Source organism: Kluyvera sp. CHPC 1.251 (genome assembly GCF_036759945.1).
GTDB classification, from domain to species: domain Bacteria; phylum Pseudomonadota; class Gammaproteobacteria; order Enterobacterales; family Enterobacteriaceae; genus Kluyvera; species Kluyvera sichuanensis.
Genome location: NZ_JAPKIC010000010.1, coordinates 51,693 through 78,455, shown reverse-complemented (window position 1 = coordinate 78,455; position 26,763 = coordinate 51,693). Strand labels below are relative to the sequence as shown.

Here is a 26,763-nt window from a genome sequence, read left to right as displayed (position 1 = left end):
TAACTTATACGTGAGTCGGAAATTATGAATATTGGATTTATCGGCCTGGGGGCGGTGGTGGAAACCGCCTATCTTCCTGCGCTAGCACGACTGTCGTTCCCTATCTCCTCGCTGTGGGGATACGACCTGAATTCGCAGCGTACGCTGCCGGGCGTGAGCGCCTGTACGTCGCTGGCCGAGCTGCTGGATAAGCCGCTCGACGTGCTGTTTATCACCACCGTTTCGTTGCAGCATTTGCCTGCGCTGGAGCAGGCTTTGCGTGCCGATATTCCGCGCATCGTGGTGGAAAAACCGGTCGTTGCCACCCTGGAGCAGATTGATAGCCTGCGTCAATTGCTTGCCCATAAAGATAATGCCCAGCGCGTGCTGGCGCTGGACCACTGGATGGCGCGCGATGGCGCGTGGTGTCTGGCTCAGGGGAAAATGGACGAGCGCTGGCAGCCGGAGGATTCAGCGAGCGTGACTGCGCCGCTGGTCACTTCGCTGGACGATATTGCCGGCATCGACGGCTTTCTGCTGGAGCCAAGCGGCTTTAACGCCGCCGGGGAGCCTATCGCCCTGAACTTTACCACCGGCGAGCCGGATACCCGTGAATTTCGCCATCCTGACGGCGTGATTGTCGATATTGGCACTCACGTGCTGGCCATGATGCGTGAGACGGTGCGCTATCTCGGCGGTAGCGATGATATTCAGCTGGTGGCGGAGCAGGTTAAGGACCGGCTGGGGCGGCCTATTGCACGCGGCGATACCGAAACGGCGGAAGGGGAGGCGCATCTCAAAGGTACGCTAGGCCATATTCCGGTGAATCTGTGGCTGAACAAATACGCCGGGCCGGGCGTAGAGCGTAAAGGGATCCGCATTTATCTGCGCGACGGAAGGATTATCAGCCAGACCCGCGCTCCTGGCGGTGAAAGCGTGGAGCTGATTGATGGCGATAGCGTGATGCGCTGGACGCGGCCGGGCGCCATTTACGCGCACTGTCTCGTGGAGCACATCCTCGGTAAGCGCAGCCTGTTTTTCCGTGCTCCGGACGAAGTGGCGAAACTGACGCAGCGCCGGATGGCGGAAGTGGAGACGCTTTTGCGTATCCAGCAGCAGCTGCGTGGGGAACATTGAGCGGTGAGTCGTGGTAAAATAGCGGCACAAGAACCGAGTTAAGGAGTCGTCATGGAATTCATCTGCCCGACCTGTCAGGCCTCGCTGGAGGTGCAGGGTAACCAGGCCCACTGCGACCACTGCAAGCATGATTTTACGCTGGAGGCGCGCTGCCCGGAATGTCATAAGCCACTGGAGGTGTTGAAAGCCTGCGGCGCGGTGGACTACTTCTGCCAGAACGGCCACGGCCTGATATCGAAAAAACGGGTGGAGTGGCTGCCGGTCGGCGAGTAATGGATGTCTCAGACCGGGCGTGAATGCCCGGTCATTCTCAGCGTGTAGGCCTGATCAGCGAAGCGCCATCAGGCACTGGCTTTGTTATCGGCCTCTTACTCCGCTTTTTTACGCGCTCGCGTTTTCTTCTGCGCGGTGACCGTGCGGATTTCACTCTCCACCCAGCCGTCGGCCAGACGCGTCGTCAGCATCTCTCCCGCCTTTGCCTGCTTCGTTTGCTTCAGCACTTTGCCATCGCTGGCGGTTGTGACGCTGTAGCCGCGCGCGAGCGTTGCCAGCGGGCTAACGGCTTCCAGATGCGTGACCGCATTGCCAAAGCGTTCGCGTTGCTCGCTCAGGCGGGCGCGAATATTCTCGGCCAGGCGATATTCCAGTTGCTGAATGCGCGACTGGGCGCGATGAATGCGCGGCTGCGGATTCTGCTGATTCAGGCGCTGCATCATGCGCTGCTGGCGCTGATTGGCCTGCTTCATCTGGTTTTCCAGCGCCGTGCTCATGCGTTGGCGAAGACGCTCAAGCGTCGTCTGCTGGCGCGCCAGACGCAGCTGCGGATGCTGCTGCTGGAGACGATGGAAAAGCTGAGTAAAACGACGGCTGCGGTTGGCAAGGTAGTAGTCCATCGCCATACCGAGACGCTGCTGGGCGGATTGGATCTGGCGGACTAACTCCTGCTGATTGCGGCTGACCATTTCTGCAGCGGCGGACGGCGTGGGTGCGCGCAGGTCGCCGACGAAATCGGCAATAGTGACGTCGGTTTCATGGCCGACGGCGCTCACCACCGGAATGCGGCTGGCAAAAATAGCCCGTGCCACGCGCTCATCATTAAAGCTCCACAAATCTTCCAGCGAACCGCCGCCGCGTCCGACGATCAGCACGTCACACTCGCCGCGGGCGTTGGCCAGCTCAATGGCGCGAACGATTTGCCCCGGCGCATCTTCGCCCTGGACGGCGGTAGGGTAAATCACGACTGGCAGCGACGGATCGCGGCGTTTCAGTACATGCAGAATATCGTGTAGCGCCGCCCCGGTTTTCGAGGTGATGACCCCAACGCAGTGTGCCGGAGAGGGGAGCGGTTGTTTGAACTGCTGGTCGAAGAGGCCTTCAGCCTGGAGCTTCGCCTTCAGTTGTTCGTACTTCTGCTGTAATAGACCTTCGCCCGCTGGCTGCATGCTTTCGACGATGATTTGATAATCACCGCGCGGCTCGTACAGCGTAATATTGGCGCGGACTAACACCTGCTGCCCATGCTGCGGACGGAACGTCACCCGACGGTTGCTGTTGCGGAACATCGCGCAGCGCACCTGGGCGTTATCGTCTTTTAAGGTGAAGTACCAGTGGCCGGAAGCGGGCTGGGTGAAGTTCGAAATCTCGCCGCTAATCCACACCTGGCCCATCTCCTGCTCAAGCAGTAGACGCACCGTCTGGTTAAGGCGGCTAACGGTAAAAATTGAGGGGCTTTGTGAGGATAACATGTGAGCGGGATCAAATTCTAAATCAGCAGGTTATTCAGTCGATAGTAACCTGCTAACAGGTGAGTGCAAGCATTTTGTGCAAAAAAGTGTGGATGCAATCGCTTACGCTCTGTATAATGCCGCGGCAATATTTAATAACCTCCCAGGTGAGATATTGCCCATGCTACGTATCGCAAAAGAAGCCCTGACGTTTGACGACGTCCTCCTCGTTCCCGCTCATTCTACCGTTCTGCCGAACACTGCTGACCTCAGCACCCAGCTGACCAAAACAATTCGCCTGAACATTCCTATGCTCTCTGCGGCAATGGACACCGTGACTGAAGCGCGCCTGGCAATTGCCCTGGCACAGGAAGGCGGCATTGGTTTTATCCACAAAAACATGTCCATCGAGCGCCAGGCGGAAGAAGTTCGCCGCGTGAAGAAACACGAATCTGGCGTGGTTACCGACCCGCAGACCGTCCTGCCAACCACCACGCTTGCCGAAGTGAAAGAACTGACCGAGCGTAACGGCTTCGCAGGCTATCCGGTTGTGACCGAAGACAACGAACTGGTCGGTATCATTACCGGTCGTGACGTGCGCTTCGTGACCGACCTGAGTCAGCCGGTAAGCGTCTACATGACCCCGAAAGATCGTCTGGTTACCGTTCGCGAAGGCGAATCCCGTGAAGTGGTCTTCGCTAAGATGCACGAACGCCGCGTAGAGAAAGCGCTGGTGGTTGACGATAGCTTCCACCTGCTGGGCATGATCACCGTTAAAGACTTCAAAAAAGCAGAACGTAAACCAAACGCCTGTAAAGACGAGAAAGGTCGTCTGCGCGTAGGCGCGGCGGTTGGTGCGGGTGCGGGCAACGAAGATCGCGTTGATGCGCTGGTTGCAGCGGGCGTTGACGTCCTGCTGATCGACTCCTCCCACGGCCATTCCGAAGGCGTTCTGCAGCGTATTCGTGAAACCCGTGCAAAATACCCAGACCTGCAGATCATCGGCGGCAACGTGGCTACCGGCGCAGGCGCTCGTGCGCTGGCAGACGCTGGCTGCAGCGCGGTTAAAGTCGGTATCGGCCCTGGCTCCATCTGTACTACCCGTATCGTCACTGGCGTCGGTGTACCGCAGATCACCGCCGTTTCCGACGCGGTTGAAGCGCTGGAAGGTACCGGTATTCCGGTTATCGCCGACGGCGGTATTCGTTTCTCCGGTGATATCGCCAAAGCGATCGCTGCTGGTGCTGCTGCCGTGATGGTAGGCTCCATGCTGGCAGGTACTGAAGAATCCCCGGGTGAAATCGAACTCTACCAGGGCCGTTCTTACAAATCTTACCGTGGTATGGGCTCCCTGGGCGCGATGTCCAAAGGCTCTTCCGACCGTTACTTCCAGAGCGATAACGCTGCTGACAAACTGGTACCAGAAGGTATCGAAGGTCGCGTAGCCTATAAAGGTCGCCTGAAAGAGATCATTCACCAGCAGATGGGCGGCCTGCGTTCCTGTATGGGTCTGACCGGCTGTGGTACCATCGACCTGCTGCGTACGAAGGCTGAATTCGTGCGTATCAGCGGTGCGGGTATCCAGGAAAGCCACGTTCACGACGTGACCATCACCAAAGAGTCCCCGAACTACCGCATGGGCTCCTGATAAGTTTCCGCGCCCGGTTTTCACCGGGCGCTTTGTTATTGTTTCACTTGCCTCGGAATTAACGTCAAATGACAGACAATATTCATAAACATCGCATTCTCATCCTTGATTTCGGTTCCCAGTACACCCAGCTGGTTGCACGTCGCGTACGTGAACTGGGCGTCTATTGCGAGCTGTGGGCATGGGATGTTACTGAAGCGCAAATCCGTGAGTTCAATCCGAGCGGTATCATCCTCTCCGGCGGCCCGGAAAGCACCACCGAAGCAAACAGCCCACGTGCGCCAGAGTACGTGTTCAACGCAGGTGTGCCGGTATTCGGCGTATGCTACGGCATGCAGACCATGGCAATGCAGTTGGGCGGCCACGTTGAGAGCTCCACCGAGCGTGAATTTGGCTATGCACAGGTTGAAGTACAGACCGACAGCGCACTGATCCGCGGCATCGAAGACTCCCTGACCGCTGAAGGCAAACCGCTGCTGGACGTGTGGATGAGCCACGGTGACAAAGTTACCGCTATCCCGGAAGGCTTCGTCACCGTTGCCAGCACCGAGACCTGCCCGTTCGCCATTATGGCGCACGAAGAAAAACGCTTCTACGGCGTGCAGTTCCACCCGGAAGTGACCCATACCCGCCAGGGCCTGCGTATGCTGGAGCGTTTTGTACGCGACATCTGCCAGTGTGAAGCGCTGTGGACCCCAGAGAAAATCATCGACGACGCCGTTGCCCGCATCCGCGAGCAGGTTGGCAACGATAAAGTGATCCTCGGCCTGTCCGGCGGCGTGGACTCCTCCGTTACCGCGATGCTGCTGCACCGCGCAATCGGTAAAAACCTGACCTGCGTGTTCGTCGACAACGGTCTGCTGCGTCTGAATGAAGCACAGCAGGTGATGGACATGTTCGGTGACCACTTCGGCCTGAACATCGTTCACGTTGAAGGCGAGCAGCGCTTCCTCGACGCGCTGAAAGGCGAAAACGACCCAGAAGCCAAACGTAAGATCATTGGCCGCGTGTTCGTTGAAGTGTTCGACGAAGAAGCGCTGAAGCTGGAAGACGTGAAGTGGCTGGCGCAGGGGACTATCTACCCTGACGTTATCGAATCTGCGGCCTCCGCAACCGGTAAAGCGCACGTCATCAAATCTCACCACAACGTGGGCGGCCTGCCGAAAGAGATGAAGATGGGTCTGGTTGAACCGCTGCGTGAGCTGTTCAAAGACGAAGTGCGTAAAATTGGTCTGGAGCTGGGCCTGCCGTACGACATGCTGTTCCGTCACCCGTTCCCGGGCCCAGGCCTTGGTGTTCGCGTGCTGGGCGAAGTGAAGAAAGAGTACTGCGACCTGCTGCGTCGCGCGGACGCTATCTTCATTGAAGAGCTGCACAAAGCCGACCTGTACAACAAAGTGAGCCAGGCGTTCACCGTGTTCCTGCCGGTACGTTCCGTCGGCGTGATGGGCGATGGCCGTAAGTACGACTGGGTTGTCTCCCTGCGTGCTGTGGAAACCATCGACTTTATGACCGCACACTGGGCACACCTGCCGTACGATTTCCTCGGCCGCGTATCCAACCGCATCATCAACGAAGTCAACGGTATTTCTCGCGTGGTGTATGACATCAGCGGTAAACCACCGGCTACGATTGAGTGGGAATAATTTCCCTGCGGTCGTGATGTTAAAGAGCCTCTGCTATGCAGGGGCTTTTTTATGCAGCTTTATCTCTACCTTGTATATCCCATAGACATATCCCAGAATGCCATTAGACTATTCGTGAGTACAAAAAATAGCCGCTCATGCTCGTTCGCTAGGGCTGATTATGGTCACCAATAATACCCGTGAATTTGAGCGTATCAGTGGGCTGCCTCTCGAAGAGTGGAGCGTCAGCTAGCCACGTAAGCGCCTGAACATCAGGCTCGGTTCCTTCCCCGGCACATCATCAATCTCCCGTACTAGCGTCATCCCGCATTTCAGCAGCACCTTCTGCGAAGCAAGATGGTTCTTGCGCACGATGCCCACTACGTCATCAAAATTCAGCACGTTGAACGCATAATCAATCGCCGTCAGTGAAAATTCCGTGGCCAACCCTTTACCCCAGGCTTCTGGCGCCAAACGATACCCCAGATTGTTTACCGTGCAGTCGGGATATTCCACGATACGTAGCCCGCCAAACCCAATCACCCGCTCCGGGTTTTCCCGCAGGCTGATGGCCCAGTTGCCGAAACCATAAACGTTGAGATGCTCAAGCCAGCCTGCCAGCACCCGGCAAGAGTGTGCGAGATCTGCATGCGGGCCTGCTGGGTTAAAAGTGTTGGTCGCAGGGTCACCGTAAATGCGATAAAGATCGTCGAGATCGTCTGCTGTCGCTGGACGCAGGGTGAGATGTTCGGATTGCAGGTGCATGGGCTTATCCTTGTCGAAAAGGTTGTTTATCGTGCGTTTTTATTGTGCGACTAGCCTGGCACAGCGCAATCGACACCGCCAGCCCGGCAACGATCAACGCAAGCACAGCGGAGATCATCAGGCTGCCATTTATCCCCAGACGGTGGTTCAGCCACGCGTAGGCAAACGGTGAGGCAGCGGCGAGCACCTGCGCCGGGATCAACAACACGCCGGTGCGGCGGGCGTAATCTTCGGCGGCGAACAGCTGAAGTGGCAGGGTCGCTTTGAAAACGGTGGTTAAGCCATTGATCGCGCCATAGCCAAGGACAAAACCCCCGGCGGCCCAGGCAATATGTGTGCTGCTAATGCCGAGGGCGAAGCAAAGCGGAATTAAAAAGGTGGTGAGCAGGGTGAGTTTTATCGGCGTGAGCGCTGAACCCGAGGCAACTTCGAGAAAGCGCGCGCCGGTCTGCCCGACGCCCCAGAGCATACCGACGGCAACGGGCAACCCGTGTGTGGCGATGAACTCCGGCAGGTGCGTTGAGGTGCCATTGGAGATAAAGGTCACCAGCGCTATCAGCGCCGCATACAGTAAACCAGTACGGCGATCGTGCGCAGACGCAGACGCAGCACGGCGAGCGGGAACCGGCGGCAGCTTCTGGTTAGGTAAGCGCAGAAGCAGCAGTGCACTCACTATCCCCAGCAGGCTGTAAATCAACAGCGCTCCCCGCCAGTTGGTTACCGTCAGCAGTGCAGCGCCCAGCGGCCAGAACAGCGCGGAAGCAAGCCCACCGGCAAGCGTCACGCGGGAGATAGTCACGCGTGCGCGCTGCCCGTACAGATTGACCAGCGCGGCGAAAAGCCCGTCGTAGAGCGCCAGCCGCATACCTATACCGGTTATCAGCCAGGCGATGTACCAGCCAAAAAGCGTGTGAATCACCGACATCAGTAGGCAACCTAAGGCAATCAGTAGCGTTCCGCAGACCACCACGCGCTGGCCGCCAAAATGCGCCAGCAGGCGGGCAACCCAGGGGGAGAGCAGCGCCATCATCAGCATCGCCAGCGTCAGGCCCAGGTAAATATGCGCTGCTGACCATCCTGTGTCCTGCGCAATTGCGCGGGCAAAAGTGCCCGGCATATAAAACGAAATCCCCCAGTTGATCAGCTGATTGCCTCCGGCAGCGAGAGTGATGGGGAGCGATGCGGCAGGTATTTTCATTATCTTCTCGTAGGTTATGCAGTTGCTGGCAGCATAACCTGCGCGCTATTGTGCAGGCAGAGCCCTCCCTTTATGACCCTGATAAGAGAAACTTTGAATGACGACGCTGAATCTGGGATACCTGGCAACGTTTCGTTTAGTGGTTCAGCGCGGCAGCTTTTCGGCGGCGGCGGACGTGCTGGGAATTTCACAACCCGCCGTCAGCCTGCAGGTGCGTCAGCTTGAGCAGTTTCTGCAGGCGAGGCTTATCGAACGTACCGGACGCGGGGTAAAGGCTACCGCAGCCGGCCTGGCGCTGTTACTGCATGGTGAACGTATCGAGCAAGCAGTCAGTGAGGCAGTGCAGTCGGTGAACGACTGTCAGCAGACCGTAAGCGGCACGATTACGCTTGGCACTGGCGCCACGGCTTGTATCCACCTTTTGCCGCCTATACTACAGCACCTGCGCGGGCAGCACCCGATGCTAGCGGTGGGGGTAACGACCGGTAATACGCTGGATATTACTCGTGCAGTAGAAGAAAACCGCCTCGATTTAGGGCTGGTCACGCTACCTGCCAGTGGGCGCAGCCTGGATATCATGCCGGTTTTACGTGAAGAATTTGTCGTTATCAGCGCCGAATCACAGGGTGAACTCAATCTGGAAATGCTAAAGACGCTGCCGCTGATTGCGTTTGAAGCGGGCAGCGGAACGCGTGACCTGATTGATAGCTGGTTCCAGCAGGCTGGGCTTCAGGTGACGCCGGTGATGCAACTGGGCAGCATAGAGGCGATTAAACGTATGGTGGCGGCGGGGTTGGGGTACAGCATTATTCCGCGGATGGCGGTGGAACATCATCGTGATGCCGAAGGGCTACGGGTAGGGTCGCTGGCACCGCCGCTCTATCGTCAGTTAGGTATCGTGATGCGGCAGGATAAAGTTTTGAGCAAAGGAATGACGGAAATTATCCGGCTGTTGCAGCAGCACGCTCCCCTCTAAGATAAAAGGGGAGCGCCGGGCTTAGTCGACCAATTGCAGCTGTTGCTGAGGCCGGTTGGCTACGTTCTCTACGCGGATATCCATCTGCGGGTACGGCAGATCAATATGGTTAGCATCCATCGCCTCTTTGATGTTTTCCAGTAGGTCGTAGTAAGTGTTCCAGTACTCGGCGTTGCGCACCCATACGCGAACGTAAAAGTTCAGCGATGAAGCGCCCAGCTCCCCTAAACGCACGGTGAAGCCGCGCTTCTGGTCGATACGTTTATCCTGCTCGATGAGCTGGGTGATGACTCTTTTCACATCGGCAATGCGGCTCTGATAGCCTACGCCAATCACCAGATCGATGCGGCGGAACGGGTGTCGTGAGTAGTTAATGATATTGTCGGCAATAATCTTGCCGTTAGGGATAACGACCTCTTTGCTGTCGCCGGTTAGCAGTGTAGTTGAAAAGATATGTACCTTCTCAACGGTGCCGGTCATGGTGCCAATCTGCACCACTTCGCCTGCGCGAAAGGGGCGCAGGGAGACCAGCATTACGCCCGCCGCGAAGTTTGACAGCGAGCTTTGCAGCGCCAGGCCGATAGCCAGACCTGCGGCACCAATCACGGCAATAATGGACGATGTCTCAATGCCCAGACGTCCCAGCGCGGCGACAACCGAAAACGCGAGCGTGATGTAGCGAACCAGTGCGGTAAAGAACTGCACGATGGTGATATCCACTTTGCGTTTTAGCAGTAATTTTTCCAGCCCACGAGAGAGCAGGCGGGCGATAAATTTACCAATAAATAACAGAATAATTGCCGCAACGATGTTCCAGCCAAACTGGATAACCGCATCGCTGTGACCTGACATCCACTCCAATCCACTTTTTATTTTGGGAAATAACGTAAAACCTTTCATGGTAAAAATCCTGCCGCTTTAAAATTAATGGTGGAAGATTCAATTAAATATTCAACATATATACAAAAAATTTATATATTTATAAGTAGTAGGCTTTCAGATTTATGTATTAGCGATTATTTGCGCTTTTACCGCCGTTTTTTTAGACGACTCATTGCTACATCAAAAAATCAGCGCGGCATGTTGCGGCAGCAGAAAAGGAAAAGTTTGTGTAATCGTGCGGGAAATTATTTTTTGGCTAATAAAGTACGCATTGAAACTAATGTGGCAGAACGGGGATGAAACACGACTAAATTCCTTACCGGATGGTTAAAAATCAATCTGTTAGCCATTCGGTAAGGAATCTCGGTGTCGGAAAAAAAGGGGCGTTAACGGTCGTTGGTTTGCGCGGGGGAGGTCTTTTGCGACAGGCTGCTCTGCTGGGACTCTTTTTTGTCCTGGTGGTGATGCCACGCGCCGATGGAGGAGTAGACGAAGCGTCCGAAGAAGAAGATAAAGCTGATAAGCAGTACGATACGGGTCATTCGACCATTAAATCGGTGTCGTTTTCGTAGGCTGGTAACCTGGCTCACAAAGGGGTCCTTATGTTATACCCATAGACGGGCGGTACGTACATTAAGGCACAGAGCGGGGCGTGGGTCAATTGCGATGAATGTAAAAATCCGTCAGATAAAACATTAATTAATGTTATATAAGATATTATTCGTATTCACAAGCAGGCCTTGATTACGAGGGGTAGACCAAAGAAAAGAGAATTAGTGTTTTTATGTGCGTTATTTTTTGACTCATATCAAACTTCATTCGTAAGCGATAACTAAAATCTCCACCTGACCCGCGTAATATCTTCTCTCGCGGCCTTTTTTAAGCCAGGTTGGATGCCTGTCTGAAAATACCCAGCTGGATTTGGGGTATCCTTAGAGCATCTATGAATTTCTGTAAAATATATAAGCAATATCGAGATGAGTGGTGGGGACTGCCCCTGATATTGCCTCTTCTTGTGTTACCAATAATCAAATTTGCTAATACATATACCTATATTGGCGGCGGCAAAACCTACCTTTATTACCTACCGCTGCCCTTTATGCTTTGCATGATGTTGTTCTTCAACTGGAAAGCGCTGCCTGGCCTTGTTGCGGGTATTGGCTGCTATCTTACTGACGATCTTCATTTTGCGGAAAGACTGGGTATTGCGTTGCAGTTCCTCATTCCGACGATTGTGGCGTGGGGCGGGTATCAGTTTTTTAACCAGCAACGCAAGATGATTTCACACGGCGATACGCGGCTAATGGCGCATCGGCTGTTCTGGCAGATGTTTGTCCCATCGACGATTTTCATGCTGCTGATACAGTTTGCTCTGTATCTTGGGCTGTATCCAAGCCTGGGGGATGCTGAGTGGGCCTCACCGTTGACTCAGCGCAATCTGATTAACTATCAGTCGTTGCTGATGGGCTATCTGACCGGCGTGCCGCTATGCTATCTGATAGTGCGTTTAATCCGTAACCCCAACTATCTTCGCAGCTTCTTATCGCAGGTGCGCCGCGATTTTGATCCTAAGGTGAAATGGCCGGAAATGCTGGCCTGGAGCACCCTGGTGATTGGCGTTTTCTCGATGCTGATGGTGCCGATGACCAAAGGCAGCACGATATTCAGCACCAACTATACGCTGTCGCTGCTGCTGCCGATTATGCTCTGGGGTTCGATGCGTTTTGGCTACCGCTTTATCTCGGTTATCTGGACGCTGATGCTGATTGTGGCCATCCACTATCACTATCACTATGTACCTAAAAGCGCAGGCTATAGCGTCCAGCTGGCGATAACCTCGTCTAGTTACCTGATCTTCTCGTTTATTATTGCGTATATGGCAATGCTCTCCAGTCGCCAGCGCGCAATTCATGAACGCGTGCGCCGCATTGCCTTTATCGACCCGGTTGTCAGCCTGCCCAATATGCGTGCGCTGAGTCGGGCAGTGAACAATACGCCGTGGTCGGTTCTGTGCTTTTTGCGCATGCCGGATCTTGAAGTGCTGACGCGCCACTACGGCATTATGCTGCGTATCAACTACAAGCAGAATCTGGCGAAGTATCTTAGCGACATGCTCCGCCCCGGCGAGAACGTCTACCAGCTTACCGGTAGCGACCTGGCGGTGCTGCTGCATACCGAATCCTATAAAGAGCGAGTGGAAGAGCTCTACGACCGTCTGAATCAGTTCCGCTACACCTGGAACGGGATGCCGCTGCAGCCACAGATTGGCATTAGCTATTGCTATATCCATTCGCCGGTGGCCCATCTCTCGCTGATGCTGGGGGAGCTGAATACGGTGGCGGAGCTTTCGCTTGCTACGAATCGCCCGGAAAACTTACAGCGCCGCGGCGCGCAGTATCTGCAGCAAGAGCTGAAAGATAAGATCGCCATGATGGTGCGGGTGCAGCAAGCGCTGGAAAATAACCGCTTCCGGCTGATGGCGCAGCCGATTGTCGGTATTCGCGGCGATGATTATCACGAAGTGCTGTTGCGTATGCTTGGTGATGATGGCGAACTTATCTCGCCGCTGCTGTTCTTACCGGTCGCCTATGAATTTGGCATGGCCTCGCGCATTGACCTCTGGGTGCTGGAAAATACGCTGGTCTTTATGGCGAGTCGTCGGGAAAGTAATCCAGGTATGCGTCTGGCGCTTAACCTCTCGCCTTCCACGGCGAGCGGGGCAGGCTTTGCGCATCAGGTGAAGGAACTGCTGGAAGAGTACGGCATTGAGGCCTGGCAGCTGGTCTTTGAGATAACCGAGAGCCACTCGTTGGTGAACGCCGAGCAGGCGCGGCGAACGCTGCGTGAGCTTCAGGAATTGGGCTGCCGGGTGGCCATTGACGATTTTGGTACTGGCTATGCGAGCTATGCGCGTCTCAAGCATATCAGCGCCGATATCCTGAAAATCGACGGCAGCTTTATTCGTAATATTGCGACCAGCAGCCTGGATTACCAGATTGTCTCGTCTATCTGCCATCTGGCGCGTATGAAGAAAATGCGTGTGGTGGCGGAGTACGTCGAAAACGAGGAGATCCGCACGGCGGCGATTGCGCTGGGAATTGATTATCTGCAGGGATATGGCATTGGCAAGCCAGCTCCCCTGGAGGAGCTGGCGGTAGCGGAAACAGCGACGTGTGAATCAGGCGGCGACCACTTCGTCGGGCGCACGCTCCTCAGTGATTTTTAACAGCCAGCCGGTAACGCTCTCCCAGTACTGCTGCTCTTTCTCCAGATCGAGCAGCACCAGCGCATTCTGGGTAAACCAGTCGTGCGGGAAGCAGAGCGTCCAGTGATTCGCTTCGGTGGTTAGCTTCAGCGTCGGTGGCGTGGTTGTCGCCTGACGCTGGTTGTTCAGCAGCACGCCAAGGCGCAGCAACTGGATCATCGGCAGGAACTGTTTCTTCTTGAACAGCGTAAAGCGCGGCAGCTCATCGAGCTTAATCGCCTTACGGTGGAAGCGCACCAGCGTCGACATCAGATACTGCTGCTCCTGGTTGAAGCCCGGCAGATCGCTGTTTTGCAGAATATAGGCCGAATGGCGGTGCATACCGCTGTGGTTAATATTCAGCCCGACTTCATGCAGCATCGAAGCCCATTTCAGCAGCGCGGTCAGCTGCGGGTTGCCCAGTTTCGGGTTCTGCTCCAACCACTGATCGTACATCTGCATGGTCGTTTCCAGTACGCGCTGCGCCTGTTCACGGTCAATGTTGTACTGGTTTGCCAGACTTTGCGCGGTGCGGCTACGCACGTCCTGGTGGCGGAAACGGCCTTCCATTTCATACAGCACGCCTTCACGCAGCGCGCCGTCGGAGAGACGAAGCTCTTTAATCGCCAACGCATCGAATACGCCGCAGAGAATAGCCAGCCCTGGCACGAACACGCCTTTACGCTCTTCCGACAGGCCCGGCAGGCTCAGGCTATTGAAGTTTTTATACTTCAGCACCTCTTCCACCAGCATCTCGAGACGTTCAGGGGTGATGAACCCGTCTTTCTCGCCCATCTCAACCAGCACTTCGTGGGCCGCTTTGATGGTGCCAGACGCGCCCATGGCAAAATTCCAGCCCTGAATGCGGTACTGCCACGCCAGCGTTTCCAGCTTCTGCACCGCCGCCAGGCGTGCGCGCTGGAAGTTTTCGCGGTTGATGGTGCCGGCGAGGAAGAACTGCTGCGCAAAGCTAACGCAGCCCATACGACGGCTTTCGACCAGCTTCGGCTCGAAGTCTTCACCAATCACCAGCTCGGTGGAGCCGCCGCCGATATCAATCACCAGCTTGCGGCCTTTTTCAGGCTGGGTGTGCTCTACGCCCATAAAAATCAGACGGGCTTCTTCGTTCCCGGAGATGATTTCGATAGGGTAGGGAATGACCTTTTCCGCTCGCGTCAGAAACTCGGTGGCGTTCGCTGCCTGACGCAGCGTATGGGTACCGACGATACAGACGCTGGACGGGGCGAAACCTTGCAGGCGTTCAGCAAACAGCGACAGGCAGCTCAGACCGCGCTCCATTGCCTCTTCGCTCAGCATATTGTTTTCATCCAGCCCATCGGCCAGATGAACACGTTGCTTCAGACGGCCAATAATCTGCATCGCGCCGTCGACGACGCGCGCGATAACCATATGGAAACTGTTCGAACCAAGATCAACCGCCGCAAACTCCTGCGGCCGGGGTGCTTTGCTTTTTATTGGCATAGGTTAGTCAGGTTGTTCAAGTGATTTGAGGTAATCGTAAATCGCCTGCTGCGCGCGGACCTTGCGTCGGTTGCCGCGTGGCACATAGCGATTACTCAGTTCTTTATCAATAAAGCGGGCTTTCACCGTGTCGCTGAACAGAATATCGATAATATCGAGGATCCGCTGTTTAAGACGCGGGTCGAGCAGCGGGGTCGCCACTTCGATACGGTAGTCGATATTTCGGGTCATCCAGTCAGCGGAGGAGAGATAAACGCGTTTATCGCCGCCGTTCTCAAAAATATAGATGCGATCGTGCTCAAGGAAACGGTCAACGATGCTGATCACACGAATATTATCGCTGATCCCTTCTAATTCTGGAATCAGAGAACACATGCCGCGGATCAGAAGATTGACCTGCACGCCGGAACTGGAGGCCGCATACAGACGATCGACCAGCCCTTTATCCACCAGGTTGTTGAGTTTTAGCGTAATTCCTGCAGCCTGGCCGTTTTGCGCGTTGGCGATTTCACGGTCGATCATCTCGTAGAGCAAGCGACGGGAGTTCTGCGGCGAGACCAGCAGATAGTCGAAGTTCACCGGGCGATACGGGTTCTCGATAAAGTTGAACACCCGGCGGACTTCATTGGTGATACGTGCATCGGCGGTCAGCAGCGAGTAGTCGGTGTAGATACGTGCCGTTTTCTCGTTAAAGTTACCGGTACCGATGTGCGCATAGCGCACCACGTCGTCACCTTCTTTACGCGATACCAGGAACAGCTTGGCGTGAATTTTCAGCCCCGGCGCGGAGAAGATCACGTGTACGCCCGCTTCGGTCAGACGTTTCGCCCAATGGATGTTGGCCTCTTCGTCGAAGCGCGCCTGCAGCTCTACCACCACGGTGACTTTTTTACCGTTGTGCGCGGCGTGGATCATCGCATCAATGATGCGCGAGTCTTTTGCCACGCGGTAGATATTGATCTTAATGGCCAGCACGCTCGGGTCGAACGAGGCCTGACGCAACAGCTCCAGCACGTGCTCAAAGGTGTGATACGGGTAGTAAAGCAGCACGTCGCGTTCACGAATGGCATCGAAGCCGTTGCGGAACTTATCGAACCACAGGTGGCGCAGGCGCGGCATTGGCTTGTTGACCAGGTTAGCTTTGCCGACGTTCGGGAAGCCAATAAAGTCTTTAAAGTTGTGGTAGCGGCCGCCTGGTACGATGGAATCATAGCGGGAGATGGTCAGCTTTTTACGCAGCATTTCCACCATCGCATCCGGCATATCACGCTGATACACAAAGCGCACCGGCTCGGCGGTCAGACGCTGCTTCAGGCTGGAGGACATCAGTTCCATCAGGCTTGACTCCATTTCGTGCACCAGGTCGTACTCGGCATCACGGGTCATTTTCATGGAGTAAGCGTTGAGGGCGTCGTAGTCGAAGAAGCCTTTGAAGATATCATCCAGACAGTAGCGCAGGATGTTATCCAGCAGGATCATTGGTTTGCGGCGGCGCGGCGTCTCTGGCGGCAGGTTGACGAAGCGCGGCACTTTATCTGACGGGATCTCCAGCAACGCGTAGTTGATCTCGTCGCCGCGGATAATTTCGACCGCCAGGTAGGTGTAATCGTCTTTCAGGAACTGGACCAGATCGGTCTCCCGATTCAGCAGAATCGGGGTGATGTGCTGGCGCAGATGCTGTTTAAAGTAGTGACGCAGCCAGCCCTGTTGATTGACGGAAAGCTGGCGTTCGTTAATCAGGAAGATTTGGTTACGGGCCATCTCCAGCAAGAGTTCGTTGTAGAGGCCATCGAACTCCTGATCGGCTTTCAGCACCCGGGCCTGAATGCGGCTCAGCAGGTGACGAGAATGCGTGGTGACACCCTGTTCTTCGCTAATGATGATGCGGCGCTTTAGCTCCGCAAAGCGGACCTTGTAGAATTCGTCGAGGTTGTTGGAGTAGATCCCCAGGAAACGCATACGTTCAATAAGCGGGTTACTTTTGTCAGCCGCTTCCTGGAGGACGCGCTCGTTGAATGACAACCAGCTCAGTTCTTTTTCGATGTACAGTTTTTCCTGACCCATTACTACTCACACTCCGGTTTATTCACGGGACGCGGCAACGTCGTCTACTGATTATATTGCTAGCTTTGCCGGGCTATGTCCAACTGTGTCATCTAAGTATGACAGTTATCCTGATTTGCATAAAAAAGAGGGCCATAAGGCCCTCTTTAGTTATTCATGTAGGCCGGATATGGCGTTTACGCCGCCATCCGGCAATGTGCTCGCCGCGTGCCTGATGGCGCTACGCTTATCAGGCCTACAGTGACATGATTTATTCTGCTGCATAGCCTTCCGGCGGCAGCTTAATGTCGTCAAGCCAGGCATGATTATCCTGCATCTTCAGACGGCCATTAAGGAACCAGCTCACCACCAGAGGATAGATAGCGTGTTCCTGGGCCTGAACGCGTGAGGTGATTTCCGCTTCGTCGTCACCGGCGAAAACCGGCACCTTGGCTTGTAAAATCACCGGCCCGCCGTCCAGCTCTTCGGTAACGAAATGCACCGAGGTGCCGTGTTCCGTATCGCCGTTGTCCAGCGCCTGACGATGGGTGTTCAGGCCAGGATATTTTGGCAGCAGGGAGGGGTGGATGTTGAGCAGCTTGCCCTGATAGTGCTGAACAAACTCCGCGCTCAGAATGCGCATGTAGCCTGCCAGCACCACGACATCGGGCGCATAGGCGTCAATTTCATGCATCAGCTCGCGGTCAAAGGCTTCGCGGCTGGCAAATTGGCTGGCAGCCAGCGCGTGCTGGGGAATGCCCGCCTCACGCGCCCGCTCAAGGCCGAATGCATCGGCCTTATTGCTAAATACCGCCCGGATGGTGCCTGGAATCCTTTTCTGCTCACAGGCATCGATAATCGCCTGTAAGTTGCTGCCGCTGCCGGAAATCAGCACCACGATATTTTTCATTTATTCGATGACCACACGCTGTTCGGAATCAGAGGCTTTGATATAGCCGATTTTCCACGCGTTTTCACCTTTTTCGTTCATCAGCGCAATCGCTTTATCAGCCTGATCGGCCGCCAGCGCAATTACCATGCCTACACCGCAGTTAAAGGTACGGTACATTTCATGCTGGCTCACGTTGCCGGCATCCTGCAGCCAGTTGAATACCGCCGGCCACTGCCAGGAGGATTCATCAATCACTGCCTGGGTGTTGTCCGGCAGAACGCGCGGGATATTTTCCCAGAAGCCGCCGCCGGTCAGGTGTGCGATAGCGTGAACGTCGACGCTGGCAATCAGTTCCAGAATAGACTTTACGTAGATGCGGGTCGGTGCCAGCAGATGGTCGGCCAGGGTTTTGCCTTCCAGTTGAGTGGTATCCGGGTTGCAGCCGCTCACTTCAACAATCTTGCGCACCAGCGAGTAGCCGTTGGAGTGCGGGCCGCTGGAGCCGAGGGCAATCAGCACGTCGCCGTCGGTCACTTTGCTGCCGTCGATGATTTCTGACTTCTCAACCACACCCACGCAGAAACCGGCGACGTCGTAATCTTCGCCGTGGTACATGCCCGGCATTTCGGCAGTTTCGCCGCCAACCAGCGCGCAGCCAGACTGCAGGCAGCCTTCGGCGATGCCGCTGATAACGCTTGCTGCGGTATCGACGTCCAGCTTACCGGTCGCATAGTAGTCGAGGAAGAACAGCGGCTCGGCGCCTTGTACCACCAGGTCATTCACGCACATGGCCACCAGATCGATGCCGATTGTGTCGTGACGTTTTAAATCCATCGCTAAACGCAATTTGGTGCCAACGCCGTCAGTGCCGGAAACCAGCACCGGTTCGCGATATTTTTGCGGCAGTGCGCACAGTGCGCCAAAACCGCCTAATCCACCCATCACTTCCGGACGGCGAGTTTTCTTCACCACCCCTTTGATACGGTCAACCAGAGCGTTTCCTGCGTCAATATCAACACCGGCATCTTTATAGCTGAGAGAGGTTTTGTCGGTCACTGCTAAGTCTCCACGCGTTTGCGATAGCAAGAAAAATCGGCGCAATTCTATCAGTCCAGGCAAACGTTTGCGAGCCTATTCTGATCCCAATTTTTACCTCCCGGTTTTTCCATCGTTTCCATCAATATATCGGTCAAATATGATACTGCTCACGAAAATGAAACCGGGTACACCCTTGTCCTTGCATCCACTGAGCACAATCCACATCATATCAATGAAACCGGTTTCTGTTTTTGTTTCAGCGAAGCCAATCACCGATGTAAAAACGGCTACAAGGGATGAATGGAATGAAGATTGCTGCCTTTGATATTGGGGGTACGGCGTTAAAAATGGGCGTTGTTGCCGCCAGCGGTGAACTGCTCGATAAGGGAAAAGAGCCGATTAGCAACAGCGATGGCGACGAGATTCTGGCGGCGATTGAGCGCTGGATTACGGCTCACCCAGCCTGCACCGGGATTGCTATCAGCGCACCGGGCTACGTTAATCCGCATACCGGCTTTATCGAAATGGGCGGCGCCATTCGTCGGTTCGACAACTTTGCGATTAAAGCGTGGCTGGAAGAACGTACCGGCCTTCCGGTGGCGATTGAAAACGACGCGAACTGCGTGCTGCTGGCGGAACGCTGGCAGGGCAAGGCCCGCGACATGGCAAACTGCCTGGTGATGACCATCGGCACCGGCATCGGCGGCGCTATCTTCTGCAACAACCAACTGGTGCACGGTGCCCGTTTTCGTGCCGGTGAGTTTGGCTATATGCAAACCATGCGCCCCGGTTCACGCGACGTCCGTCGTTACTCCATGAATGAAAACTGCACCCTGCGCGTGCTGCGCCATCGCTACGCGCAGCACATCGGCAAAACGCTGGAAGAGGTCACGGGTGAGGAAATTTTTGACCGCTTTGACGCGGGTGATGCCATCTGTCAGCGACTGGTATCAGAGTTTCTCAACGATATAGGCACCGGCCTTTACAACCTGGTGAACCTGTTTGACCCGCAGACCGTTTTTATCGGCGGGGGCATTGTTGAGCGCCCTGGTTTTCTGGCGCTGATGCGTGAGCATCTAGCCTGGTTCGGCATTGCCGACTACATCGATACCGTCAGCCACGGCAACGACGCCGGGCTTATCGGCGCGGTTTACCATTTCAATCAGCACTATTCGCAGCGACAACTTACTGTTTAACGAGGGAAAGATATGTCTGGATTTAAAGCTGGGTTTCTCTGGGGCGGCGCGGTAGCCGCACACCAACTTGAAGGCGGTTGGCAGGAAGGCGGGAAGGGCGTGAGCGTGGCGGATGTGATGACCGCTGGTGCGCACGGCGTGCCGCGCGAAATTACCAACGGCGTACTGCCAGGAAAAAACTATCCGAACCACGAAGCCATCGACTTCTATCATCGCTATAAAGACGATCTGAAGCTGTTCGCTGAGATGGGCTACAAATGCTTCCGTACCTCTATTGCCTGGACGCGTATTTTCCCGAACGGTGATGAGCTGACCCCGAACGAAGCGGGCCTGCAGTTTTATGACGACTTGTTCGATGAGTGCCTCAAGCTTGGCATCGAACCGGTCATCACGTTGTCGCACTTCGAGATGCCATACCACCTGGTCACCGAATACGGCGGCTGGCGTAACCGTAAGCTGATTGAATTCTTCGTCCGCTTCGCCAACGTGGTGTTTACCCGTTACCAGCACAAAGTGAAGTACTGGATGACGTTCAACGAAATCAACAACCAGGCGAACTTTCACGAAGATTTTGCGCCGTTTACCAACTCGGGCCTGAAGTATCAGCCGGGTGAAGACCGTGAGCCGGTGATGTATCAGGCTGCGCACTACGAGCTGGTGGCGAGCGCGCTGGCCGTAAAAGCCGCGCGTGAGATTAACCCAGCGCTGCAGGTTGGCTGTATGATTGCCATGTGCCCAATCTACCCGCTGAGCTGTGCGCCAAACGATATGATGATGGCGATGAACGCCATGCACCGTCGCTACTGGTTCACCGACGTGCACGTGCGCGGTAAGTACCCGCAGCATCTGCTGAACTACTTCGAGCGTCGCGGTTTTGAGCTGGATATTACCGACGAAGACCGTCAGGCGCTGACCCAGGGCTGCGTCGACTATATCGGCTTTAGCTACTATATGTCGTTTGCCACTAAGGCTACCGACGATAATCCGCAGCTCGACTACGACGAAACCACCAGCCTGGTCTCCAACCCGTACGTACAGAAGTCAGACTGGGGCTGGCAGATTGACCCGGTGGGCCTGCGCTATTCGCTGAACTGGTTCTATGACCACTATCAGCTGCCGTTGTTTATCGTGGAGAACGGCTTCGGGGCGATTGACGTGCTGGAAAGCGATGGCACGGTGAACGACCAGTATCGTATCGACTATCTCTCCGCGCATATTGCTGAAATGAAAAAAGCAGTCGTGGAAGACGGCGTGGATCTGATGGGCTACACCCCGTGGGGCTGCATCGACCTGGTTTCTGCCGGTACCGGCGAAATGAAGAAACGCTACGGCTTTATTTATGTCGATAAAGACAACGAAGGTAACGGTACGCTGGCGCGCAGCCGTAAAAAATCTTTTGCCTGGTATCAGAAGGTGATTGCAACCAACGGCGAAGAGCTCTAACCCGCTGAATACGTAAAATAAAACCCCGCGAGTCGGGGTTTATTTTTATCCTGTCTTATACTCTCTGGGGACCCATTCGCCGCTTTGCTTGATCCCGGTCAATCATCACAGGTATGGCGCAATCGTAAAAAAGCGGTATAATCCCGCGATTTTTTTTGTGGCTGCCCCATCTAAAGGAGAAAGAGAATGAAGATTGTGGAAGTTAAACACCCACTCGTCAAACACAAGCTGGGCCTGATGCGCGAGAACGACATCAGCACCAAACGCTTCCGTGAACTCGCCTCCGAAGTCGGCAGCCTGCTGACTTATGAAGCTACCGCCGGTCTGGAAACCGAAAAAGTGACTATCGAAGGCTGGAACGGCCCGGTAGAAATCGACCAGATCAAAGGTAAGAAAATTACCGTTGTGCCAATCCTGCGTGCAGGCCTGGGCATGATGGACGGCGTACTGGAAAACGTACCAAGTGCACGTATCAGCGTCGTCGGTATGTACCGTGACGAAGAGACGCTGGAGCCGGTACCTTACTTCCAGAAGCTGGTCTCCAACATTGATGAGCGTATGGCGTTGATCGTTGACCCAATGCTGGCTACCGGCGGTTCCGTCATTGCGACCATCGATCTGCTGAAGAAAGCGGGCTGCTCTAGCATTAAGGTGCTGGTGCTGGTTGCTGCACCGGAAGGTATTGCCGCGCTGGAAAAAGCGCACCCGGACATCGAGCTGTACACCGCGTCGATTGACCAGGGCCTGAACGAGCACGGATACATTATTCCGGGCCTCGGCGATGCCGGCGATAAGATTTTTGGTACCAAGTAAACGAAAAAATAAAAAGAGCCGACTTTTAGAGTCGGCTTTTTTTTGAATAAAAAAACCGAAGCTAATAACACACTCGAGGAAAACATCATGACACGCCGTGCCATTGGGGTAAGTGAAAGACCGCCGCTTTTACAGACCATCCCGCTTAGCTTGCAGCATTTATTCGCCATGTTTGGCGCAACCGTGCTGGTGCCAGTCCTGTTTCACATCAACCCGGCCACCGTTCTGCTGTTCAACGGTCTCGGAACGCTGCTGTACCTCTTCATCTGTAAAGGTAAAATCCCGGCCTATCTGGGCTCCAGCTTTGCCTTTATCTCTCCGGTACTGCTGCTGCTGCCGTTAGGCTACGAAGTGGCGCTGGGCGGCTTTATTATGTGCGGCGTGCTGTTCTGCCTGGTTTCCTTCATCGTGAAGAAAGCGGGGACCGGCTGGCTTGACGTGATGTTCCCTCCTGCGGCGATGGGCGCAATCGTTGCCGTTATCGGTCTGGAACTGGCGGGCGTGGCGGCGAACATGGCGGGTCTGCTGCCGCCTGACGGCCAGTCTGCGGATACCAAAACCATCATTATCTCGCTGGTTACTCTGGGCGTCACCGTGTTTGGCTCGGTGCTGTTCCGCGGCTTCCTGGCGATTATCCCGATTCTTATCGGCGTGCTGGTAGGCTACGCGCTCTCCTTCGTGATGGGCGTTGTGGACACATCACCCATTGCAAATGCACACTGGTTCGCGCTGCCAACCTTCTATACGCCGCGCTTTGAGTGGTTTGCTATCTTCACCATTCTGCCAGCGGCGCTGGTGGTGATTGCCGAGCACGTTGGTCACCTGGTGGTGACGGCGAACATCGTCAAGAAAGACCTGATTCGCGATCCGGGTCTGCACCGTTCTATGTTTGCCAACGGCCTTTCCACCGTGATCTCCGGTTTCTTTGGTTCCACCCCGAACACCACCTACGGTGAAAACATCGGCGTGATGGCGATCACCCGCGTGTACAGCACCTGGGTTATCGGTGGTGCGGCAATCATTGCGATTCTGCTCTCCTGCGTTGGCAAGCTGGCGGCGGCGATTCAGATTATCCCACTGCCGGTCATGGGTGGCGTTTCTCTGCTGCTGTACGGTGTAATCGGTGCCTCCGGTATCCGCGTGCTGATCGAATCCAAAGTGGATTACAGCAAAGCGCAGAACCTGATCCTGACCTCCGTCATTCTGATCATCGGCGTCAGCGGCGCGAAAGTGCACATCGGCGCGGCTGAGCTGAAAGGCATGGCGCTGGCGACGATCGTTGGTATCTGTCTGAGCCTGGTCTTCAAGCTGATAAGCGTCCTGCGTCCGGAAGAAGTGGTGCTGGATGCGGATGAGAGTGAAACCTCTAAGTCGTGATCCTCAAGCCGGGCGGATCGCCGCCCGGTTCTCTCCCCGCTATTTTCTGTGGTAAACTCTTCCCGTTTTTTCGTAAGCCCATGTTGAGGTCTCTCTGAACGCACCGGCACAGCTCTCTTTGCCACTTTATCTTCCTGATGATGAAACCTTTGCGAGTTTCTTCCCAGGTGATAACCCTTCTTTACTTGCTGCACTGCAAAACGTGCTGCGGCAGGAGCACAGCGGATACATCTATATCTGGGCACGTGAAGGTGCCGGACGCAGCCATTTGCTGCACGCTGCCTGTGCCGAACTCTCGCAGCGCGGCGATGCCGTGGGCTACGTACCGCTGGATAAACGCACCTGGTTTGTTCCGGAAGTACTGGAAGGGATGGAGCAGCTTTCGTTGGTGTGCATCGATAACATCGAGTGCGTAGCGGGGGACGAACCGTGGGAAATGGCGATTTTTAATCTCTATAACCGGATCCTTGAGTCGGGTAATACCCGCCTGCTGATCACCGGCGATCGCCCACCGCGTCAGTTGAATCTCGGTTTACCGGATCTTGCTTCTCGTCTCGACTGGGGGCAAATCTACAAGCTGCAGCCGCTTTCCGACGAAGATAAATTACAGGCCTTGCAGCTGCGTGCCCGCCTGCGCGGCTTTGAAATGCCGGACGATGTGTGCCGCTTTATGCTTAAACGCCTGGATCGCGAAATGCGCACACTGTTCCAGACGCTGGATCAGCTCGATCACGCCTCCATTACTGCCCAGCGCAAGCTGACCATTCCATTTGTGAAAGAGATTCTGAAGCTGTAGGCCTGATAAGCGCAGCGCCATCAGGCGGAACCGAGCTGATTGCCGGATGGCGGCTTTGCCTTATCCGGCCTACCTGAAGTCGATTTTCGTTACGCTCCCTTCGCAATATCGTTCAGCAAATGCTGCATCAGCAGCGGAATTGGCCTGCCTGATGCCACGCTTTTACCCCCTTCGCGCCACAGCGCCGTGCCGCTGACGTCAAGATGCGCCCACGGAATGTCTGCAGGGCAGAAGTGGTGCAGTAACCAGGCCGCGGAGGCGCTGATGGCCGCGTTGTTGGTTGGCGTGTTGCAGAGATCGGCAATGGCGCTCTCCGTTTGTTTTTTCAATCGCGCATCCAGCGGCAGAGACCAGACTTCATCGCCGCTCTGTTCCCCGGCGATGGTTAAGGCCGAACGCAGCGTATTATCCTGGGTCATCAGCCCGCTCAGCTCATAACCTAGCGCTTTCACCACCGCACCGGTCAGCGTGGCGAGGTCGATAATATATTCTGTTTGCGCATGTCGCTGGCTGGCCCAGGCGATGGCGTCGGAAAGCACCAGGCGGCCTTCGGCATCGGTATTATTGATTTCTACCGTCATCCCATTGCAGGCTCGAGCCACGCTGCCCGGCTGCATCGCATCGGGGCCAATGGCATTTTCGGCCAGCGCCAGTACGCCCATCACTCGTACCGGTAGCCCTAGCTGGGCGATGCTTAGCATTAGTCCAAGGACGTTGGCCGCGCCGCACATGTCATACTTCATGGTGTACATGCCTGCGCCTTCTTTTAGCCAGAGGCCGCCGGTGTCAAAGGTTATGCCTTTGCCAACATAGCTGCGCACGGGGCCATGGCTTGCTCCTTCGTAATGAATAGCCAGCAGGCGCGGCGGGCGGCTGGCACCTTTGCCTACTGCGTGCAGCAGACCCAGGCCTTGCTCGATAATTTCCTGCTCATCCAGCACTTCGCAACGCAGGGTAGGGAAGGCCGCGCACAGACGCTGGGCCTCTTCGACCACATACTGTGGTGTGCACTGTTCAGAGGGAATATCCGCCAGGCGGCGGGCGGCAATCATGCCGTTGGCGATGGCCTGCTGTTGACTGAACAGGGTCTCAAGACCTGCCCGTTCAGCGTCGGAGCAGAAAGCGTCAATACGTGTCAGGCGCACGTCGCTTTGTGCCGATGTTTTTAGCCCGAGGTCGGTCAATGTGTGGTCCTGGTTGAACAGGAAACGCAGCGTTTTTGCCAGCACGGCGTTGTGAATGTGCGTGCAGTCGAGCAGTACTGCACGGCAAATCGGTGTAGCAAATAGTGGGCGCAGGAAGGTGAGCAGCGCATCAGTCAGGCTGTCCTGCCAGGCGCTTTGCGGCACTATCGTGATACGGGCGAAAGGTCCACAGCCGAAACAGGTGTCTGCTAATGTTCCCTGGGCCGCGCGTGCTGTCATCTCAGCAATCAGCGGGTTATTACGCAGCGCTTCCTGCTGAAGCAAAGGGCTGTCAGGTCTGGTGATGAGGTGACTTTGTGCCAGTTCGCCGGGCAGCGCCGTCACTAAGCGGTAGTTAATCATCGTTTACTCCTCGATAGGGGCGCGAATGCGGTCGGCGTAGGCCTGCATCCAGGCGTCGTCTACCGGTTGATAATGGGTCTTCTCTTTAACGCGCTCGGCACGGAACACCGTCAGCGGTTGAGTGGCGGTGGCCACGACAAAAGAGAAGGTTTTGATGTTGGTTGCTGCGCCGAACTCCCCTTTGCGGTTCATGCACACTACGGACAGATCGCCCGCACGGCCAAAGCGGGACATCAGCTTATCTTCCAGTTCATACACCACCGAATCAGCCGCCTGCTGTGGGGTCATGCCCTGTTCCATCCGGCGGACGATTTCGTAGCTGGTGCAGCCTTTCATTAAATCTTCCCCCACGCCGGTGGCGGTGGCTGCGCCGATTTGGCTGTCGCAGTAGAAGCCGGAGCCAATAATCGGTGAGTCGCCAATTCGCCCGCGCTTTTTCATAAACAGGCCGCTGGTGGAGGTCGCGACGCTCATCGAGCCCTGCTTGTCGAGGGCGATAACGCCGACGGTGTCGTGGCCGTCGTAGGGGCTTAACCCTTTATCCAGCGTCTCGCGACAGCGTTTACGGTAGTGTTGCATCGCGCGTTCGGTGAGCATTTTTTTCTCGGCAAAGCCCTGGCTCAGCGCCCATTCACGTGCGCCCTGACCGACCAGCAGCGAGTTGTAGCGCTGACGACCCAGCGCCTGCGCCACTTTCACCGGGTTAGCGATATCGACCAGATTGCCCACCGCGCCAAAGGCCAGCGTGTCGCCGTCCATCCAGGCGGCGTCCAGTTCTACCTCGCCATTCTCAGTCGGCAGGCCGCCATAACCCACCGATTTGTAGAACGGAAAATCTTCTACCGCGACCACGGCATCCACCACGGATGTCGCCGCCGCACTGCCTGCAGCCAGCGCGGACGCCGACTCATCTACGCCTTCCAGCGCCATACGCCAGGTTGCAATAATTCCCCACATC

The 26,763-nt window shown here is 55.6% G+C and carries 21 protein-coding genes and 2 pseudogenes; 12 read left to right on the top strand and 11 right to left on the bottom strand.

Annotation, left to right across the window (positions count from 1 at the left end; all coding sequences use genetic code 11):
• Nucleotides 1-24 precede the first annotated feature (24 nt).
• Together V6940_RS18275 and V6940_RS18270 are read left to right on the top strand one after the other, a co-directional pair.
• Nucleotides 25-1,116, top strand: a complete 1,092-nt coding sequence (locus V6940_RS18275) for a Gfo/Idh/MocA family oxidoreductase (protein WP_333496802.1) — start codon at nucleotides 25-27, stop codon at nucleotides 1,114-1,116.
• A 51-nt stretch (nucleotides 1,117-1,167) separates the two neighbouring features.
• Nucleotides 1,168-1,389: a zinc ribbon domain-containing protein gene (locus tag V6940_RS18270; protein WP_333496801.1), complete on the top strand. Its 222-nt coding sequence runs from the start codon at nucleotides 1,168-1,170 to the stop codon at nucleotides 1,387-1,389.
• Between the two features lie 95 nt (nucleotides 1,390-1,484).
• Here V6940_RS18270 and xseA read toward each other — a convergent pair whose 3' ends face one another.
• Entirely contained in the window at nucleotides 1,485-2,861 is a 1,377-nt protein-coding gene (gene xseA / locus V6940_RS18265; RefSeq protein ID WP_333496800.1) for an exodeoxyribonuclease VII large subunit, read from the bottom strand.
• Between the two features lie 160 nt (nucleotides 2,862-3,021).
• Between xseA and guaB the strand changes: the two genes are divergently transcribed.
• The 3 genes and pseudogenes from guaB to V6940_RS18250 all read left to right on the top strand — a co-directional run.
• On the top strand, nucleotides 3,022-4,488 hold the full coding sequence (gene guaB, locus V6940_RS18260; RefSeq protein WP_185668910.1) for an IMP dehydrogenase: 1,467 nt from the start codon (nucleotides 3,022-3,024) through the stop codon (nucleotides 4,486-4,488).
• A gap of 68 nt (nucleotides 4,489-4,556) precedes the next feature.
• Nucleotides 4,557-6,134, top strand: a complete 1,578-nt coding sequence (gene guaA / locus V6940_RS18255) for a glutamine-hydrolyzing GMP synthase (RefSeq protein ID WP_185668911.1) — start codon at nucleotides 4,557-4,559, stop codon at nucleotides 6,132-6,134.
• Between the two features lie 121 nt (nucleotides 6,135-6,255).
• Nucleotides 6,256-6,366, top strand: a pseudogene (locus tag V6940_RS18250) (VapC toxin family PIN domain ribonuclease); the annotation flags it as partial.
• Here V6940_RS18250 and V6940_RS18245 read toward each other — a convergent pair.
• Entirely contained in the window at nucleotides 6,363-6,878 is a 516-nt protein-coding gene (locus tag V6940_RS18245; protein WP_333496799.1) for a GNAT family N-acetyltransferase, read from the bottom strand. The pseudogene V6940_RS18250 and the gene V6940_RS18245 overlap by 4 nt on opposite strands.
• 4 nt (nucleotides 6,879-6,882) lie before the next feature.
• Nucleotides 6,883-8,076 (bottom strand): MFS transporter, encoded by a 1,194-nt coding sequence (locus tag V6940_RS18240; protein ID WP_333496798.1) that lies wholly within the window; start codon nucleotides 8,074-8,076, stop codon nucleotides 6,883-6,885.
• A 72-nt stretch (nucleotides 8,077-8,148) separates the two neighbouring features.
• On the opposite strand from V6940_RS18240, the pseudogene V6940_RS18235 reads away from it, so the two are divergent.
• Nucleotides 8,149-9,052: pseudogene (locus tag V6940_RS18235) on the top strand (LysR family transcriptional regulator).
• A 21-nt stretch (nucleotides 9,053-9,073) separates the two neighbouring features.
• On the opposite strand, the gene mscS reads toward V6940_RS18235, so the two are convergent.
• Together mscS and V6940_RS18225 are read right to left on the bottom strand one after the other, a co-directional pair.
• Nucleotides 9,074-9,952, bottom strand: a complete 879-nt coding sequence (mscS, locus tag V6940_RS18230; protein ID WP_333496797.1) for a small-conductance mechanosensitive channel MscS — start codon at nucleotides 9,950-9,952, stop codon at nucleotides 9,074-9,076.
• A gap of 368 nt (nucleotides 9,953-10,320) precedes the next feature.
• A complete protein-coding gene (locus V6940_RS18225) occupies nucleotides 10,321-10,524 on the bottom strand; it encodes a YfgG family protein (protein ID WP_333496796.1) in 204 nt (67 codons plus the stop codon).
• 353 nt (nucleotides 10,525-10,877) lie between these two features.
• On the opposite strand from V6940_RS18225, the gene V6940_RS18220 reads away from it, so the two are divergent.
• Entirely contained in the window at nucleotides 10,878-13,160 is a 2,283-nt protein-coding gene (locus V6940_RS18220; RefSeq protein ID WP_333496795.1) for an EAL domain-containing protein, read from the top strand.
• On the opposite strand, the gene ppx is transcribed toward V6940_RS18220, so the two are convergent.
• From ppx to purM, 4 genes are all read right to left on the bottom strand, one after another.
• A complete protein-coding gene (gene ppx / locus V6940_RS18215; RefSeq protein WP_185668921.1) occupies nucleotides 13,113-14,660 on the bottom strand; it encodes an exopolyphosphatase in 1,548 nt (515 codons plus the stop codon). The two genes, V6940_RS18220 and ppx, sit on opposite strands and share 48 nt — an antisense overlap.
• Nucleotides 14,661-14,663: 3 nt before the next feature.
• Complete coding sequence (gene ppk1, locus V6940_RS18210; RefSeq protein ID WP_185668922.1) at nucleotides 14,664-16,724, bottom strand: polyphosphate kinase 1; 2,061 nt, start codon at nucleotides 16,722-16,724, stop codon at nucleotides 14,664-14,666.
• A gap of 250 nt (nucleotides 16,725-16,974) precedes the next feature.
• Nucleotides 16,975-17,613, bottom strand: coding sequence for a phosphoribosylglycinamide formyltransferase (gene purN, locus V6940_RS18205; RefSeq protein ID WP_220438277.1), 639 nt, complete (start codon nucleotides 17,611-17,613; stop codon nucleotides 16,975-16,977).
• Nucleotides 17,614-18,651, bottom strand: a complete 1,038-nt coding sequence (purM, locus tag V6940_RS18200) for a phosphoribosylformylglycinamidine cyclo-ligase (RefSeq protein ID WP_270503056.1) — start codon at nucleotides 18,649-18,651, stop codon at nucleotides 17,614-17,616.
• Nucleotides 18,652-18,938: 287 nt separating this feature from the next.
• Here purM and bglK point away from each other — a divergent pair, with 287 nt between their 5' ends.
• The 5 genes from bglK (at nucleotide 18,939) to V6940_RS18175 (ending at nucleotide 24,258) form a co-directional block, all read left to right on the top strand.
• A complete protein-coding gene (gene bglK / locus V6940_RS18195; protein WP_333496794.1) occupies nucleotides 18,939-19,829 on the top strand; it encodes a beta-glucoside kinase BglK in 891 nt (296 codons plus the stop codon).
• 12 nt (nucleotides 19,830-19,841) lie between these two features.
• On the top strand, nucleotides 19,842-21,272 hold the full coding sequence (locus tag V6940_RS18190; RefSeq protein WP_333496793.1) for a 6-phospho-beta-glucosidase: 1,431 nt from the start codon (nucleotides 19,842-19,844) through the stop codon (nucleotides 21,270-21,272).
• Nucleotides 21,273-21,458: 186 nt separating this feature from the next.
• Nucleotides 21,459-22,085 carry a uracil phosphoribosyltransferase gene (gene upp, locus V6940_RS18185; protein WP_035891452.1) on the top strand — a complete coding sequence of 209 codons (627 nt, stop codon included), beginning with the start codon at nucleotides 21,459-21,461 and terminating at the stop codon, nucleotides 22,083-22,085.
• Between the two features lie 87 nt (nucleotides 22,086-22,172).
• On the top strand, nucleotides 22,173-23,462 hold the full coding sequence (uraA, locus tag V6940_RS18180; protein ID WP_333013077.1) for a uracil permease: 1,290 nt from the start codon (nucleotides 22,173-22,175) through the stop codon (nucleotides 23,460-23,462).
• 94 nt (nucleotides 23,463-23,556) lie between these two features.
• Nucleotides 23,557-24,258 (top strand): DnaA inactivator Hda, encoded by a 702-nt coding sequence (locus V6940_RS18175; protein ID WP_074398749.1) that lies wholly within the window; start codon nucleotides 23,557-23,559, stop codon nucleotides 24,256-24,258.
• Between the two features lie 89 nt (nucleotides 24,259-24,347).
• Here the strand turns inward: V6940_RS18175 and V6940_RS18170 are convergent, their stop codons facing one another.
• A complete protein-coding gene (locus tag V6940_RS18170) occupies nucleotides 24,348-25,805 on the bottom strand; it encodes a leucyl aminopeptidase family protein (protein WP_333496792.1) in 1,458 nt (485 codons plus the stop codon).
• 3 nt (nucleotides 25,806-25,808) lie between these two features.
• Nucleotides 25,809-26,762 carry a N(4)-(beta-N-acetylglucosaminyl)-L-asparaginase gene (locus tag V6940_RS18165; protein WP_333496791.1) on the bottom strand — a complete coding sequence of 318 codons (954 nt, stop codon included), beginning with the start codon at nucleotides 26,760-26,762 and terminating at the stop codon, nucleotides 25,809-25,811.
• Between the last annotated feature and the right edge of the window lies 1 nt (nucleotide 26,763).

Bases quoted from the DNA above. Each gene is read 5' to 3' on its own strand.
- V6940_RS18270 (WP_333496801.1), top strand. From the start codon at position 1,168: ATGGAATTCATCTGCCCGACCTGTCAGGCCTCGCTGGAGGTGCAGGGT.
- purN (WP_220438277.1), bottom strand. From the start codon at position 17,613: ATGAAAAATATCGTGGTGCTGATTTCCGGCAGCGGCAGCAACTTACAG.
- V6940_RS18165 (WP_333496791.1), bottom strand. From the start codon at position 26,762: ATGTGGGGAATTATTGCAACCTGGCGTATGGCGCTGGAAGGCGTAGAT.
- ppk1 (WP_185668922.1), bottom strand. From the start codon at position 16,724: ATGGGTCAGGAAAAACTGTACATCGAAAAAGAACTGAGCTGGTTGTCA.
- mscS (WP_333496797.1), bottom strand. From the start codon at position 9,952: ATGAAAGGTTTTACGTTATTTCCCAAAATAAAAAGTGGATTGGAGTGG.
- bglK (WP_333496794.1), top strand. From the start codon at position 18,939: ATGAAGATTGCTGCCTTTGATATTGGGGGTACGGCGTTAAAAATGGGC.
- xseA (WP_333496800.1), bottom strand. From the start codon at position 2,861: ATGTTATCCTCACAAAGCCCCTCAATTTTTACCGTTAGCCGCCTTAAC.
- guaB (WP_185668910.1), top strand. From the start codon at position 3,022: ATGCTACGTATCGCAAAAGAAGCCCTGACGTTTGACGACGTCCTCCTC.
- V6940_RS18275 (WP_333496802.1), top strand. From the start codon at position 25: ATGAATATTGGATTTATCGGCCTGGGGGCGGTGGTGGAAACCGCCTAT.
- V6940_RS18170 (WP_333496792.1), bottom strand. From the start codon at position 25,805: ATGATTAACTACCGCTTAGTGACGGCGCTGCCCGGCGAACTGGCACAA.
- upp (WP_035891452.1), top strand. From the start codon at position 21,459: ATGAAGATTGTGGAAGTTAAACACCCACTCGTCAAACACAAGCTGGGC.
- V6940_RS18190 (WP_333496793.1), top strand. From the start codon at position 19,842: ATGTCTGGATTTAAAGCTGGGTTTCTCTGGGGCGGCGCGGTAGCCGCA.
- guaA (WP_185668911.1), top strand. From the start codon at position 4,557: ATGACAGACAATATTCATAAACATCGCATTCTCATCCTTGATTTCGGT.
- V6940_RS18240 (WP_333496798.1), bottom strand. From the start codon at position 8,076: ATGAAAATACCTGCCGCATCGCTCCCCATCACTCTCGCTGCCGGAGGC.
- uraA (WP_333013077.1), top strand. From the start codon at position 22,173: ATGACACGCCGTGCCATTGGGGTAAGTGAAAGACCGCCGCTTTTACAG.
- V6940_RS18220 (WP_333496795.1), top strand. From the start codon at position 10,878: ATGAATTTCTGTAAAATATATAAGCAATATCGAGATGAGTGGTGGGGA.
- V6940_RS18245 (WP_333496799.1), bottom strand. From the start codon at position 6,878: ATGCACCTGCAATCCGAACATCTCACCCTGCGTCCAGCGACAGCAGAC.
- ppx (WP_185668921.1), bottom strand. From the start codon at position 14,660: ATGCCAATAAAAAGCAAAGCACCCCGGCCGCAGGAGTTTGCGGCGGTT.